Origin of the sequence: Halorubrum sp. ASP1, assembly GCF_005435135.1 — an archaeon.
GTDB classification, from domain to species: Archaea; Halobacteriota; Halobacteria; order Halobacteriales; family Haloferacaceae; genus Halorubrum; species Halorubrum tropicale.
The window spans coordinates 285508-298598 of sequence record NZ_SGUA01000003.1 but is presented as its reverse complement, the minus strand read 5'-3'; the positions used below and the strand labels follow the sequence as shown (position 1 = coordinate 298598).

At 71.4% G+C, this 13091-nt stretch carries 13 protein-coding genes; 6 read left to right on the top strand and 7 right to left on the bottom strand.

Annotation, left to right across the window (positions count from 1 at the left end; translation table 11 throughout):
- Positions 1-17 precede the first annotated feature (17 nt).
- Genes EXE48_RS06475 through pyrH form a run of 3 tightly spaced genes read right to left on the bottom strand, consistent with a single transcriptional unit; the run spans position 18 to position 2713 of the window.
- Positions 18-257, bottom strand: coding sequence for a DUF7573 domain-containing protein (locus tag EXE48_RS06475; protein WP_053770562.1), 240 nt, complete (start codon positions 255-257; stop codon positions 18-20).
- Positions 258-1997, bottom strand: a complete 1740-nt coding sequence (gene lysS / locus EXE48_RS06470; protein ID WP_137711011.1) for a lysine--tRNA ligase — start codon at positions 1995-1997, stop codon at positions 258-260.
- Positions 1994-2713, bottom strand: a complete 720-nt coding sequence (pyrH, locus tag EXE48_RS06465) for a UMP kinase (RefSeq protein WP_137711010.1) — start codon at positions 2711-2713, stop codon at positions 1994-1996. Before pyrH ends, lysS begins: the two co-directional genes overlap by 4 nt.
- A gap of 124 nt (positions 2714-2837) precedes the next feature.
- On the opposite strand from pyrH, the gene EXE48_RS06460 reads away from it, so the two are divergent.
- The 4 genes from EXE48_RS06460 to EXE48_RS06445 all read left to right on the top strand — a co-directional run bounded on the left by EXE48_RS06460 (position 2838) and on the right by EXE48_RS06445 (position 6552).
- Positions 2838-3707 (top strand): molybdopterin synthase, encoded by an 870-nt coding sequence (locus EXE48_RS06460; RefSeq protein WP_137707286.1) that lies wholly within the window; start codon positions 2838-2840, stop codon positions 3705-3707.
- A gap of 389 nt (positions 3708-4096) precedes the next feature.
- Entirely contained in the window at positions 4097-4357 is a 261-nt protein-coding gene (locus EXE48_RS06455) for a DUF7123 family protein (protein ID WP_053770558.1), read from the top strand.
- Positions 4358-4553: 196 nt separating this feature from the next.
- Positions 4554-5702 carry a site-2 protease family protein gene (locus EXE48_RS06450; protein ID WP_053770557.1) on the top strand — a complete coding sequence of 383 codons (1149 nt, stop codon included), beginning with the start codon at positions 4554-4556 and terminating at the stop codon, positions 5700-5702.
- 7 nt (positions 5703-5709) lie between these two features.
- On the top strand, positions 5710-6552 hold the full coding sequence (locus EXE48_RS06445) for an FkbM family methyltransferase (RefSeq protein ID WP_053770556.1): 843 nt from the start codon (positions 5710-5712) through the stop codon (positions 6550-6552).
- A gap of 27 nt (positions 6553-6579) precedes the next feature.
- Here EXE48_RS06445 and EXE48_RS06440 read toward each other — a convergent pair whose 3' ends face one another.
- The 4 genes from EXE48_RS06440 to EXE48_RS06425 all read right to left on the bottom strand — a co-directional run bounded on the left by EXE48_RS06440 (position 6580) and on the right by EXE48_RS06425 (position 10345).
- Entirely contained in the window at positions 6580-8253 is a 1674-nt protein-coding gene (locus EXE48_RS06440; protein WP_053770555.1) for an ABC1 kinase family protein, read from the bottom strand.
- 3 nt (positions 8254-8256) lie between these two features.
- On the bottom strand, positions 8257-8631 hold the full coding sequence (locus EXE48_RS06435) for an Hsp20/alpha crystallin family protein (RefSeq protein WP_053770554.1): 375 nt from the start codon (positions 8629-8631) through the stop codon (positions 8257-8259).
- 127 nt (positions 8632-8758) lie between these two features.
- Positions 8759-9454, bottom strand: a complete 696-nt coding sequence (locus EXE48_RS06430; RefSeq protein WP_053770553.1) for a hypothetical protein — start codon at positions 9452-9454, stop codon at positions 8759-8761.
- 120 nt (positions 9455-9574) lie between these two features.
- Complete coding sequence (locus EXE48_RS06425) at positions 9575-10345, bottom strand: alpha/beta fold hydrolase (protein ID WP_137705186.1); 771 nt, start codon at positions 10343-10345, stop codon at positions 9575-9577.
- A 214-nt stretch (positions 10346-10559) separates the two neighbouring features.
- Here EXE48_RS06425 and EXE48_RS06420 point away from each other — a divergent pair, with 214 nt between their 5' ends.
- Together EXE48_RS06420 and EXE48_RS06415 are read left to right on the top strand one after the other, a co-directional pair.
- Positions 10560-10811, top strand: coding sequence for an Hsp20/alpha crystallin family protein (locus EXE48_RS06420; protein WP_053770551.1), 252 nt, complete (start codon positions 10560-10562; stop codon positions 10809-10811).
- Positions 10808-13075, top strand: a complete 2268-nt coding sequence (locus tag EXE48_RS06415; protein ID WP_121600067.1) for a CDC48 family AAA ATPase — start codon at positions 10808-10810, stop codon at positions 13073-13075. The genes EXE48_RS06420 and EXE48_RS06415 overlap by 4 nt, the downstream gene beginning before the upstream one ends.
- Positions 13076-13091 lie beyond the last annotated feature (16 nt).

The following is a 13091-nucleotide window of genomic DNA, read 5'->3' as shown; positions in this document are numbered from 1 at the left end:
ACGGCCCGGTAATCCCGTCACCAGGAGGCGCAGTCGGCACAGACGTAGGCGTCCGCTTCGCGCCACCGGCGTTCGACCCGCTCGCCGCACCGGTCGCACGCCGCGCCGTCGGCGTGCCACGTCGACGTGGCGACGGCGGGGTCGGCGTCGGTCGAGTCGGGCGCGTCGTCGGCGTCGGACGTGTCAGCGGAATCTGACACGTCGCCGGCGTCGGCGTCCGTATCGGCGAAGTCGTCGAGCGAGCGGTCCTCGGCCATCTACGCCTCCCGTCGGAGTCGGTCGACGACGTAGTCGCGCTCCAGTTCGCCGAGGAACTCGCCGAGCCGCGGCCCCTGCGTGTCGTCGAAGAAGAGGCGGTAGCCCGCCGCGAAGAACTCGCTGACCTCGACGCCGTGGTCGCGTGCGGTCTCGTACATCGCCCCCTGGATCGCCTCGCCGTCGTGGCCGGCGGCGACGAAGTCGGCGAGGTCGTCGAGCGCGGCCGCCACGTCCTCGTCGAACTCGACCGCGGGGAGGTCTGTCTGGAGCCGGTAGTCGTACTCGTTTCCGGTCCGTTCGGCCCAGTTCCGCGCCTGCTCCACGCGGGCGAGCGCGGCGTCGACCGCGTCGTCGTCGGCGTCGTCCGGGATGTGCCCCTCGTCGCGGGCGAGGCGCTCGCGGAAGTCCGGGTCGTCGACCATCCCGAGGACGGCCGCGAAGGTGTAGGGGAGCCGGAGCGGCCGCTCCGCCGGCGGGTCGTCGGGTCGCCCGACGACGAACGGGTAGGCGCGCTCGGCGAAGGCGGTGAGGTCCTCGTCGTCCACCTCGCCGAAGTAGGCGCGCTCGAACCGGTCGAAGCGGTCGACCAGCTGGTCGAGCCGCTCGACGTCGAGGTCGCGGGCCTTCTTCGGGTGGAGCGCGAAGAAGAACCGGAGCACCTCGGGCTCGATCAGGTCGAGCAGCTCCTGGACCGTGACGACGTTCCCCTCCGAGGAGGAGAACGCCTCGCCGTTGAGCGTGAACCACTCGTACACCATCGGGACGGGCGGCTCCTCGCCGAAGACGTTCCGCGCGACGTCGACGCCGGAGGGCCACGACCCCTCCGCGTGGTCCTTCCCGAACGGCTCGAAGTCGGCGCCGAGGACGCCCCACTGGGCGGGCCACTCCAGCCGCCACGGGAGCTTCCCCTCGCGGAACGTCGCGGTGCCCTCGTGGCCGCACCCCTCGATGGTGTTGCCCCCGGCGTCCATGTCGGTACAGGCGTACTCGACGGTCTCCGCTTCGAGGTCGATTCCCGTCACCGTCTCCGTGACCTTCCCGCACGCCTCGCAGACGGGGTTGAACGGGACGTACTCGTCGTCGACCTTGTCCTGGTACGGCGAGAGCACCTCGCGGACGCGCTCGACGTCGCCGAGGACCGTCCGGACCGCGTCGTCGAACGTCCCGTCGGCGTACAGGTCGGTGTTCGACAGCATCTCGACGGGGACGTTCAGCCGGTCGGCGTCGGCCTTCAGCAGGCCTGCGAAGTGGGCCGCGTACGACTCGGCCTCCCCGAACGGGTCGGGGATCGAGGTGTACGGCTTCCCGAGGTTGCGGCCGAGCGCGCCCGCGTCGACCTCGCCGAGCCCGACGATGTCGCCGTCCGCGTTCGCCAGCTTGCGCGGCACCTTCCGCAGCGGGTCCTTGTCGTCGGACGTGAACACCTGCCGGACCTCGTGGCCGCGGTCGCGCAGCACCTCGGCGACGAAGTAGCCGCGCATGATCTCGTTGAAGTTGCCGAGGTGCGCGACGCCCGACGGCGAGACGCCGCCCTTGATCACGATGGGCTCGTCGGGGTCGCGCGCCTCGACCTCGTCCGCGACCACGTCGGCCCAGAACGCGTGGAAGGCCTCGCCGTCCCCCTCCGCCGCGCCGTCCCCCTCGTCGAGCGCGGCCCGCTCCGAGAGGATGTGCGGGGAGTCGTCGGGCGCGGCGCGTTCGGCGTCCGCCGCTCCGTCCGCTGCGTCGTCCCCGCTCATCGCTCCTCCGTCCAGGAGCTCGGTTCCTCGCCGCCGACGGGGACCACGTCGGTCCCGGTGTGGTCGCCGTACAGCGCGGCGTCGACGACGGCGCTCGGGTCGGTGCCGTCGAGCACGATCGACCGGATGCCGGCCCGGTCGATCAGCTTCGCGGCGAGCAGGTCGACGGGCGCGGAGGCGCCGGCGTCTCGGCTCATCGGGAGGACGACCTCCACGAGCTCCGCGGGCGACAGCTCCGCGAACTGGGCCGCGTCGGGGTCGGCGTTGGGGTCGGCGTCGTACACGCCGTCGGCGCTCGTGGCGTACACGAGCAGGTCGGCGTCGACCGACTCGGCGAAGGCGGCGGCGACCGCGTCGGTGGTCTGTCCCGGGGTGACGCCGCCTATCACCGCGACCTCGTCGCGGCGGAGGGCCGCGCCCGCCTCCTCGTAGTCGGTCGCGGGCGCGAGGCTCGCGCGGTCGCCGAGCGCGGCGATCAGCAGCCGGGCGTTGAGCCGGGTCGTCCCGATCCCGAGCCGGTCGAGCTCGACCTCGTTGGCCCCGATATCGCGGGCCGTCTCGATGTACTCGCGGGCGACGCCGCCTCCGCCGACGACGACCCCGACCTCGCAGCCGTCGGCCACCAGCCGTTCGATCGCCTCGGCGTACGCGGCGACGCGCTCGGGGTCGAGGTCCGGCGCGAGCACGCTCCCGCCGACAGAAACGACGACTCTCATTGGCGACGAGTATCCCTGTCGCGGTCTTAAGGATTGCCAAGCCCGGACGCGTCGGAGGCGCCCCGCGGTCGGGGCTCCGGGCCGCCCGGGAAACGCCTAAGCCGGTCGCGGCCCGCTCTCGGGTATGCGACCGATATCGATCGTCGGCAACGGGGCCCCGGCGCTGGCGCGGCGGCTCGCGGCGCGGCTCGACGGACGGGTGGCCCTCGTGGAGCGCGACGACCCCGACGGAGACCGGCCGCACGAACCGGGCCCGAGCGACCGGGCGGCCGACGGCGGAGCGGTCGAGGGCGAGGTCGTCGACCCCGCCGGGCGCCCCGACGCCGACACCGAGATCGCGCTCGACGCGGACGGGAACTGGAGCGGCCGGGGGCGCGTCGAGGGGTTCGACGACCTGCTCGACGGGCTCGCCCCCGACCACGACTACCTCGTGGCGGTCGGCGAGTCGCGGCTGCGCGTGCCCGCGGTCCTGCTCGGCGCCGACGCCGACCCCGAGGGCGTGCCGGGGACGGTCCTCGCGACCGCGGCGACGGCCGAGGGCGTCGACCTCGACGGGCTCGTGGCCGCCCTCGACGAGGCCGAGCCGTGGATCACCCGCGAGACGCTGGTGGACCGCGTCGAGGCGTCCGCGGACGCCGAGCTGTCGGGCGCGATCGCCACGTTCACCGGCCGCGTGCGGGCCCGCGACGCCCCGGGCGACGACCGGACGACGCACCTCGCGTTCGAGAAGTACGAGGGGGTCGCCGCGGAGCGGATGGACGCCATCGCGGCGGAGCTCGCGGAGCGGGACGGGGTCTTCGACGTGCGGGTGCACCACCGAACCGGAGTGATCGAGGCGGGCGAGGACATCGTGTTCGTCGTCGTCCTCGCCGGGCACCGCCGGGAGGCGTTCCGGACGGTCGAGGACGGGATCGACCGCCTGAAAGACGAGGTGCCGATATTCAAGAAGGAGGCGACGGAGGCGGAGACATTCTGGGTCCACCGGCGGGACTGAACGGCCCGCGAAGGGAGTTCGAGTCGGCGCGCCGAGGAGATCCGGGCCCGGATCGCGGCCGCGGACGGCCCGAGCGAGGGGCGCGCAGAGGACGCACGGAGGGCGCGCGAGGGTCGCGTCCGTGCTCCGAGGCGGCGTTAATCGGCCCATTTTGCCGCTTATTCGTCCGACGAACGCGGAGGCAGAGGAGAATCGCTTACCGAGCGGCCGGCGGCCGAAACGCCCTCAAAATCGATTATAAAATTTCTACTGCGTTCTGGAACCGTTGTAAAGAGTCCGTCAGACACGTTTTACCTCGGGGCGAGGGGTGAAACGCCCTGAAACCCCCTGAACGTCGCCCAACGGTGTCACCTTTATAACACCCTCCGGCGGCAAGCGTGGGATGTACCATGAGCGCGACAGCGAACCCCTCCACGAACGCGAGCGCAGACGACGACCGCAGCAAGGAAGAGCGGCTGAAACAGTACCTGCTCGACCGCGCCCAGGACGGCGAGATGTACTTCAAGGGGAAGTTCATCTCCGAGGACGTCGACCTCTCCCCGAAGGAGATCGGCGCCCTGATGGTGAAGCTCCGCGACTCGGCGACAGAGCTCACCGTCGAGAAGTGGTCGTACACGGGCGCGACGACCTGGCGCGTCGAGCCCGCCTGACGCCCCCGGTCCGCCGACCGACGCTCGCAGCACCGCCTCTGACGCACACCGCCGCACCGGATCCCGCGGCTCGGTCCCCGACTCGCGCTTTCTGACCCCGCACGCGTCCGCCGCCCCGGCGAGCGGACGACCGGCCCCGCTTCCGACTCGTTCGCCGACGCGGGGTTTATACTCGCAGACCAGTTACGACGTGACGATGCCAGAACACGAGGACGCGGCGGCGACCGGCGACGGCGCCCCGCGTCCGGAGCCCCTCCGGACGTTCTTTCGGATCGACGAGGTCCGCCGCGAGGACGGCCGCGTGCGGTACCGCGGCGAGTCGTACGTCCCGGAGCGGACGCTGTTGCGGAAGCTGACTCCCCACTTCCGGGAGGCGGGCTACGAGGTCGACGTGGAGGCCGTCGACGACGGGCATGTCGTCGTGGCGACCCCGTTCGACCGCGGCCGCGACGGGATACCCTGGGTGAACGTCGCCATGTTCGCGGCCACCGTGCTGTCGACGCTGTTCGTCGGCGCCTACGGCTGGTACTACGTCCCGCTCGCCGAGATACAGTCGAACCCCCTCACCCTGCTCCAGGCGTGGCCGTTCACCGCCGCCGTCCTCGGCGTCCTGATGACCCACGAGCTCGGCCACTACGCCGCCGGCCGATACCACGGCGTCCCCGTCTCGCTTCCGTACGTGATCCCCTTCATCTTCCCCTTCGGGACCCTCGGCGCGGTGATCCGGATCCGCGGGCGGATGCCCTCGCGGAAGGTCCTCTTCGACATCGGCGCCGCCGGACCGATCGCGGGGCTGGTCGCGACGGTCGCCGTGACCGCCGTCGGGCTCTCGCTCGACCCGATCGGGGTGCCGGCGGAGCTCGCGAACTCCTCGGGGCCGGTGATCCGATTCAACAACCCGCCGCTTCTGGACCTCATCGCCGGCGTCCTCGGCCAGCCGACGAGCTACGGCGATCCGCGGCTGAGCGCCCACCCGGTCGTGATCGGCGGCTGGGTCGGGATGTTCTTCACGCTCCTGAACCTCCTCCCGGTGGGCCAGCTCGACGGCGGCCACATGGTCCGAGCGATGCTCGGGCCGCGACAGGAGACGGTGGCGGCGCTCGTCCCCGGCGCGCTGTTCGCCGTCGCCGCCTACCTCCACTTCTGGCGTGGCCTCGGACTGAACGAGTCGGTCGGGCTCTGGGCGTTCTGGGGAGTGTTCGCGGCCGTGATCGCGTTCAACGGTCCGGCAAACCCGGCCGACGAGGACGGCGTGGGACTGCCGCGGCTCGCGGTCGGCCTCGCCACGTTCGCCGTCGGCGCGCTCTGTTTCCTCCTCGTCCCGATCCAGGTCGTCGGGGCGTGACGCCGCGATGAGCCGGCCCCTCTCGTCGCTGCGCGCCCGGGTCGAGCGGCGCGGCTTCCGGACGCTGTACCGCCTCGCGGACCTCACCTACGCGCTCGGCGTCGCGACGCCGAAGCGCACGGTCGCGGGGCGGTACTGGAGCTACGAGCCGACGAACCCCCACGGCGACGACCCCGGGCTCGACGCGCTCGACCGACTGCCCGACGACGCGGTGGTCCTCGACGTGGGCGCGCACGTCGGCGAGCACGCCGTCCCGCTGGCGCTGGGCACCGACCGCCGGGTGGTCGCGTTCGAACCGAACGGCGAGAGCGCGGACCGGCTGGCGCGGAACGCCGACCGGAACGGGCTGGGCGGCGGAGGCGGGGCCGGCGGCGTGATCGACCTCAGACGCGCCGGCCTCGGCGACGCGAACGCGACGCTCACCTTCTACCGCTCGACGTACTCGAAGTGTTCCGCGTTCGACCGCGAGTCGGCGACCAGGTGGGGCGCGAGCGTCGCGGGCACGGAGTCGGTCCCCGTCCGCCGGCTCGACGACCTCGTCGACGGCGTCGGCGGCGAGGGGACGGACGGGGTCGGCACCGTCCCTCCGCCGGACGCGATCAAGGTCGACGTCGAGGGGCACGAGGCCGCGGTCCTCCGGGGCGCGACGGCGACGCTCGCGACCCACCGCCCGCTGCTCGTCGTGGAGGTCCACGAGGCCGCCGAGGCGGCGGCCGAGGACGCGAAGGGGGGTTCGGAGGAGACCGCGGCCGGATCCGGCTCCGCCGCCCTCCGCGAGTGGCTGGCGGCGCGAGACTACGCGGTCGAGGAAGCGGAAGACGTGTGGATCTGTCGGCCGGAAGAGGCCTGAAGCGGCCCGTTTCCGGGAGGGAACGGGTCAGTCGTCGCGCCGCTGCTTCATCCCTTGACGGGTGAACTGCGGGGTGGCACGGAGCCCGCGCTGCTTGCGGAACGAGCGGTACAGGGCGATCGCGAGCGGCGCCGCCAGCGCGAGGACGACGGCGGCGAGCCGCCAGTTCTCGGCGAACGAGTAGAGGATCGTCGCGGAGAGGACGCCGACGGCGAGCAGCACGGAGTAGGCGATCCGCATCGCCAGCTTCTCTAACACCTTCGTGTCGTCCTCCAACACGACGTTAACAGTCAGGTCGTCGCGGTTGGCGCGGTCGAGGAACTCGTCGGCCTTCGGGGGCACCGTGAACAGCGCCTCGGTGGTGCGCTGGACCTGCCGCCCGGCGTCCTCGGCGAGGTCGCGGGCGGTCTGCTCGTAGTACCCCTCCTCGCGGAGGTAGTCGGTCGCCGTCGAGATGAAGTCGAACTCGGGGTCGAGCGTGACGCAGACGCCCTCGACGACGGTGGCGACCCGGAGGACCAAAGCGAGGTTCGGCGGGAGCCGCAGCGGGAACTCGTAGATGGTCGACTCCACCTGCTCGATGATCTGGTTCACCTGGTACTGCTCGATGTCCTCGCCGCTGGCGTCCGCGATGGCTAACTCCATCACGTTGCCCATCACCTCGCGGTCGGCCTCCGGCGAGAGCGTCCCCATCGAGATGAGCGTGTCGAGGATGGCGTCGATGTCCTGTCGCGCGACCGCGACGTAGAAATCGACGATCTTCTCCTGGATGAACGGGTCGACCCGGCCGGCCATTCCGAAGTCGTAGAAGATCACGGCGCCGTCGTCCGCGACCGCGAGGTTCCCAGGGTGCGGGTCGGCGTGGAACACCCCGTCCTCGATGATCATCTGGAGGTACACCTCCTGAAGCGTCTCCGCGACCTCCGTCCGGTCGTGTCCCGCCTCGTCGAGCGCGTCGATGTCGCTGATCTTCGTGCCCGGGACGTACTCCATCGTGAGCACGCGCGGGCCGGAGACCGGCTCGTACGTCTCCGGGATCCGGATCCGGTCCTCGTCGGCGAAGTTGCTCCGGATCTCTTCGAGCATCGTCCGCTCGCGGGCGTAGTCCATCTCCTCGCGGATCGTCTTGGCGAACTCGTCGGCGAGGTTCTCCAAGGAGAACGCCCGGCCGGCGCCGGTGAACCGCTTGATCAGGGGGATCGACCAGCGGATCGTCCGGAGGTCGGCCTCGACGAGGGACTCGATACCCGGTCGGCGGACCTTCACGGCGACGTCGTCGCCGTCGTAGGTGGCGGTGTACACCTGTCCGAGGCTGGCGCCGCTTATCGGGTCGCGGTCGAACTCGTCGAAGACGTCGTCGACCGGGCCGAACTCGTCTTCGAGGACGACCTTCGACTCCTCCCACGGCGCGGGCGGCACGTCGTCCTGGAGCCCCTCCAGCACCTCGATGTACGCCGGCGGGAGGATGTCCGGCCGCGTCGAGAGGATCTGGCCGAGCTTGATGAACGTCGGGCCGAGGGTGAGCAGGATGTCGAGCAGCACCGCGGCGCGCTCGCGCTGGATCTCGGCGTCGACCTCGCGGCTCCCGCCGAACAGGAAGTACCGGCGGCGGTCACGCCAGTAGGCGATGATGAGCGGCGAGAACTGCCGCAGAACGACGACGAACCGCCAGTAGGCGCGAAGGTTGACCAGCGTGACCACCCGTCAGGCGTCGCCCTCGTCGTCGGCGTCGTCGACGGGGATGGTCCGGGAGACGTCCCGCTCCCGCTTGGGGACCGATATTTCGAGGACGCCGCGGTCGATCTCGGCGTCGGCGCCGGCGCCGTCGGCGTCGGTCGGGAGGGGGAGTTCCGCGTCGAGGAACAGCGGGCGGTCCTCGCGGACGTACTCGAACCCGTCGGGGACGGTCTTCTCGCGCCGGCCCTCGATCTCGATGCGCCCGTCCTCGACGAGCACCTCTGTCGTCTCGGCGGCCGCGCCTGGGAGGTCGACGACGAGGACGTACCCGTCGTCCGACTCGAGTAGGTCCGCAAACACCGCGTCCGGGAGGTCCCGGAGCGCGTCGCGTAGCGCTGACATGAACGCGGGTAGGGTCGCCGCGGCGAAAAAGCTGTGGAAAACCGGGAGTCCCCGGACCGGATCGGGCAGACTGCTCGGATCGCGTGCGGCGACCGCGGACCGCTCCGGCGCGATCGACCGCGTCGAGTCACTCGGTGTCGCCGATGTCGAGGTCGAACTTCCCGAGGTCCTCGCCGTGGGACTCGCCGGGGAGGATGTCGCCGAGCCCCGCGCCGAACGCGGCGGCGGCCCAGACGACGGCGATCCGCCCGGCCCGTTCGAGCGCGGTCGGGTCGCCCTCGTGGAGCCGGCCCCAGAACAGCAGCATGCTGGCCGACGTGGCCAGCGAGACGACGAGGACGCCGGCGTACCGGCGGGGGACGAGTCCGAAGATCGGGTGCCGGATCGCGATCTGCCGGAAGTCGGCGAAGTAGAGGAGGCCGGCGACCGCGACGAGGATGAACCCCACGTGACCGATCAGGAGGACCGGGACGCCCGCGACGGTCGTCGCCGCGAACCAGGCCGCGATCTCGAAGACGCCGCCCTCGACGAGCAGGGGGAGCGCGAAGAGCACCGCGCCGACGAACGACTCGGCGAGGTCGCGGGAGGTGTACTTGGTGATCCGCCCGGCGAGCGCGCCGGTCCCGGGCATCCGCTCGACGAGCGAGATGGTCTGCCTGACCTTCTCGCGCTCGTGGCCCTCGTCGACGGTGTCGCTCAGGGCGTCGAGCTTCGCGAGCAGGTCCTCGATGTCGGGCTCGGCGGGGGCGCCCGCGGCGTCCGCCCGGTCCCCGGATCCGTCCGCGCGACCCGTGTCCGGCTCCCGTTCGTCGCTGTCGACCATGTGGCCCCGCGACGCGCGGGCGACCTAAAAGGGTGCCTCCGAGCCTCGGGCGTGGAGGGTGCCTCCGAGCTACGGACGGCGCGCGGTGACCGGTGACTGCGGTCCGCACGGCCGCGGCAACTACAGTCGGCCGAGGAACTCCGCGAGCGCGTCGTTGAACGCCGTCGGCCGTTCGAGCATCGCGAGGTGGGCGGCGTCGGGAATCTCGGTCCGCTCCCCCTCGGGGAGCTCCGCCGCGAGGTACTCGTGGTACGCCGGCGGGGTGAGCCCGTCGTGCGCGCCGACGACCGCGAGCGCCGGGACCGCGACCTCGCCGAGCCGGTCCCGAACGTCGAACCGGTGGCACGTCAGGAAGTCGCGTTCGGTGACGGCGCGCCCGCAGGCGCGCATGGCCGCCTCGGAGAGCTCGACGTACTCCGCGGGCGCGTCGTGGAAGAGCCGGTCCGGCTCGTGGAGCAGCGAGACCGCCCGCTCGAAGTCGTCGGCGAGCGCGTCGCGGAGCGGTTCGGCCACCGCGAGCTTCGCGCCCGTGCCGGCGAGCACGAGGCCGTCGAGCGCGAGGTCCCGCTCTAAGGCGACCCACAGCGCGACCGCGCCCCCGAGCGAGTTCCCGCAGAGGACCGTCGCGTCCGTCGCCTCGGCGACCGCGACGACGTCGTCCGCGTACGCCTCGAGCGCCTCGCGGCCGGCGGACGCCGTCGCGTCGCCGCTGTCGCCGTGGCCGGAGAGGTCGACCGCGACCGCGGGGAAGCGGTCCGCGAGCCGCGCCTGCGACTTCCAGACGTCCTTCGTGCCGCCGCTGCCGTGGACGAGACAGACCGTCGGTCCGTCGCCGCCGCGGTCGAACCGGCGGTACGCAGTCTCGCGGCCGTCGTGGGTGACCCGTTCCATGTCCGGGCGGTTCGGCGCCGAGCGGGATAAACGCCGGAGGGATCCGGCCCGCGGACCGGCGATCCGCACCGGCCCCGAATCCGATCGCTCGACGGCGCCCGATCGCCGGGTGATCTAGTCCGAACCGCTACACTACCGATGCGATCGAAAACACTCACGTCATGCGATTTTGAGCGACAAGTTTATATGTCTTTGCGACTAACTCGTAGTTAGGATGAATCACATACAGACCCGATCGACCGGCGAGGGCGCGCTGCTGCGCCGGTACGAGTACGACGACCGGTGGATCGTCGCCGCCGACCTCGGGGCCGACGACGATTCGGTCACCGTCGACACCGTCGGCGAGACGGCGATCGTCGTCGTGGAGGGACCGGACGGTCCGGTCGAATCGGAGTTCGAGCTGCCGGGGACGGCCGTCGACGCGGCCGTGAACAACGGCGTGCTCACCGTGGAGGGCGAGCGATGAAGCTGACCGTCAAGCCGCTGAAACAGAAGGACGCCGGTCGCCGCCTCGCGGCGATCGACCGCGTCGCGGCCGAGGAGCTCGGGCTCTCCGGCGGGGACATCGTCCGCGTCGAGGGCGGCGACGGGGCCGCGATCGCCCGCGTCTGGCCCGGCTACCCCGAGGACGACGGCACCGGCGTGATCCGCATCGACGGCCGCCTCCGCCAGGAGGCCGACGTGGGGATCGACGACCGCGTCACCGTCGAGGACGTCGACGTCTCGCGGGCGGACGCGGTGACGATCGCCTTCCCGAGCCAGCTGCGGGTGCGGGGACAGATCGCCCCGTTCATCCGCGACAAGCTCTCCGGACAGCCCGTCACCGAGGGACAGACGATCCGGACCTCCCTCGGCTTCGGGCTGATGGGCGGCCAGTCGCAGGCGGTCCCGATGAAGATCGCCGAGACGAGCCCCGGCGGCACGGTCGTCATCACCGACGAGACCGACATCTCGATCTCGGAGATATCCGCCGAGGAGATCGCCGACCGCGGCGACACCGCCGGCGGCACCGGCGAGGGCCCCGACGTCACCTACGAGGACATCGGCGGGCTCGACGACGAGCTCGAACAGGTCCGCGAGATGATCGAGCTGCCCATGCGGCACCCGGAGCTGTTCAAGCGCCTCGGCATCGACCCGCCGAAGGGCGTCCTGCTCCACGGCCCGCCGGGCACGGGGAAGACGCTGATCGCGAAGGCGGTCGCCAACGAGATCGACGCGGACTTCCACACGATCTCCGGCCCGGAGATCATGTCGAAGTACTACGGCGAGAGCGAAGAGCAGCTCCGCGAGGTGTTCGAGGAGGCGTCCGAGGAGTCGCCGGCGATCATCTTCATGGACGAGCTCGACTCCATCGCGCCCAAGCGCGAGGAGGCCGGCGGCGACGTGGAGCGCCGCGTCGTGGCCCAGCTGCTGTCGCTGATGGACGGGCTCGAGGAGCGCGGCGAGGTCGTCGTCATCGGGGCGACGAACCGCGTCGACGCCATCGACCAGGCGCTCCGCCGGGGCGGCCGCTTCGACCGCGAGATCGAGGTCGGCGTCCCCGACCGCGACGGCCGCAAGGAGATCCTCCAGGTCCACACGCGGAACATGCCGCTGACCGACGGGGTCGACCTAGACGAGTACGCCGAGAACACCCACGGGTTCGTCGGGGCCGACCTGGAGTCGCTCGCGAAGGAGTCCGCGATGCACGCGCTGCGGCGCATCCGCCCGGAGATCGACCTCGAGAGCGACGAGATCGACGCCGACGTGCTGAACAGCATCCAGGTGACCGAGGCGGACTTCAAGGAGGCGATGAAGGGCATCGAGCCCTCCGCGCTCCGCGAGGTGTTCGTCGAGGTCCCGGACGTCAGCTGGGACCAGGTCGGCGGCCTCGAAGACACCAAAGAGCGGCTCCGCGAGACGATCCAGTGGCCGCTCGAGTACCCCGAAGTGTTCGAGGAGCTGGACATGGAGGCCGCCAAGGGCGTCCTGATGTACGGCCCGCCGGGCACGGGGAAGACCCTGCTCGCGAAGGCGGTCGCCAACGAGAGCGAGTCGAACTTCATCTCGATCAAGGGGCCGGAGCTGCTGAACAAGTACGTGGGCGAGTCCGAGAAGGGCGTCCGCGAGGTGTTCAGCAAGGCCCGCGAGAACGCGCCGACGATCGTGTTCTTCGACGAGATCGACTCGATCGCCACCGAGCGCGGGCAGAACTCCGGCGACTCCGGCGTGGGCGAGCGCGTCGTCTCCCAGCTGCTGACGGAGCTCGACGGGCTCGAATCGCTGGAGGACGTGGTCGTCATCGCGACGACGAACCGCCCGGACCTCATCGACTCGGCGCTGCTGCGCCCCGGACGGCTGGACCGGCACGTCCACGTGCCCGTCCCCGACGAGGCGGCGCGCCGCCGGATCTTCGAGGTCCACACGCGGGACAAGCCGCTGGCGGACGACGTCGACCTCGACGCGCTGGCGCGCAAGACCGAGGGGTACGTGGGCGCCGACATCGAGGCGGTCGCCCGCGAGGCGTCGATGAACGCCTCACGGGAGTTCATCGGCAGCGTCACCCCGGAGGAGGTCGGCGAGTCCGTCGGTAACGTCCGCGTGACGATGGCCCACTTCGAGGACGCGCTGCGCGAGGTGAACCCGAGCGTCACCCCCGAGACGCGCGAGCGCTACGAGGAGATAGAACAGCGGTTCAAGCGGTCGGAGGTCGACCGCGACGAGGCCGAGCCGGGCGCCGCGTTCCAGTAAGCCGAGCGCCCGTCCC

What these genes read in the sequence shown, in the direction of transcription:
- EXE48_RS06475 (WP_053770562.1), bottom strand. Translation starts at nt 257, where the DNA reads ATGGCCGAGGACCGCTCGCTCGACGACTTCGCCGATACGGACGCCGAC.
- EXE48_RS06430 (WP_053770553.1), bottom strand. Translation starts at nt 9,454, where the DNA reads ATGGTCGACAGCGACGAACGGGAGCCGGACACGGGTCGCGCGGACGGA.
- EXE48_RS06445 (WP_053770556.1), top strand. Translation starts at nt 5,710, where the DNA reads ATGAGCCGGCCCCTCTCGTCGCTGCGCGCCCGGGTCGAGCGGCGCGGC.
- pyrH (WP_137711010.1), bottom strand. Translation starts at nt 2,713, where the DNA reads ATGAGAGTCGTCGTTTCTGTCGGCGGGAGCGTGCTCGCGCCGGACCTC.
- lysS (WP_137711011.1), bottom strand. Translation starts at nt 1,997, where the DNA reads ATGAGCGGGGACGACGCAGCGGACGGAGCGGCGGACGCCGAACGCGCC.
- EXE48_RS06420 (WP_053770551.1), top strand. Translation starts at nt 10,560, where the DNA reads ATGAATCACATACAGACCCGATCGACCGGCGAGGGCGCGCTGCTGCGC.
- EXE48_RS06450 (WP_053770557.1), top strand. Translation starts at nt 4,554, where the DNA reads ATGCCAGAACACGAGGACGCGGCGGCGACCGGCGACGGCGCCCCGCGT.
- EXE48_RS06460 (WP_137707286.1), top strand. Translation starts at nt 2,838, where the DNA reads ATGCGACCGATATCGATCGTCGGCAACGGGGCCCCGGCGCTGGCGCGG.
- EXE48_RS06435 (WP_053770554.1), bottom strand. Translation starts at nt 8,631, where the DNA reads ATGTCAGCGCTACGCGACGCGCTCCGGGACCTCCCGGACGCGGTGTTT.
- EXE48_RS06425 (WP_137705186.1), bottom strand. Translation starts at nt 10,345, where the DNA reads ATGGAACGGGTCACCCACGACGGCCGCGAGACTGCGTACCGCCGGTTC.
- EXE48_RS06455 (WP_053770558.1), top strand. Translation starts at nt 4,097, where the DNA reads ATGAGCGCGACAGCGAACCCCTCCACGAACGCGAGCGCAGACGACGAC.
- EXE48_RS06415 (WP_121600067.1), top strand. Translation starts at nt 10,808, where the DNA reads ATGAAGCTGACCGTCAAGCCGCTGAAACAGAAGGACGCCGGTCGCCGC.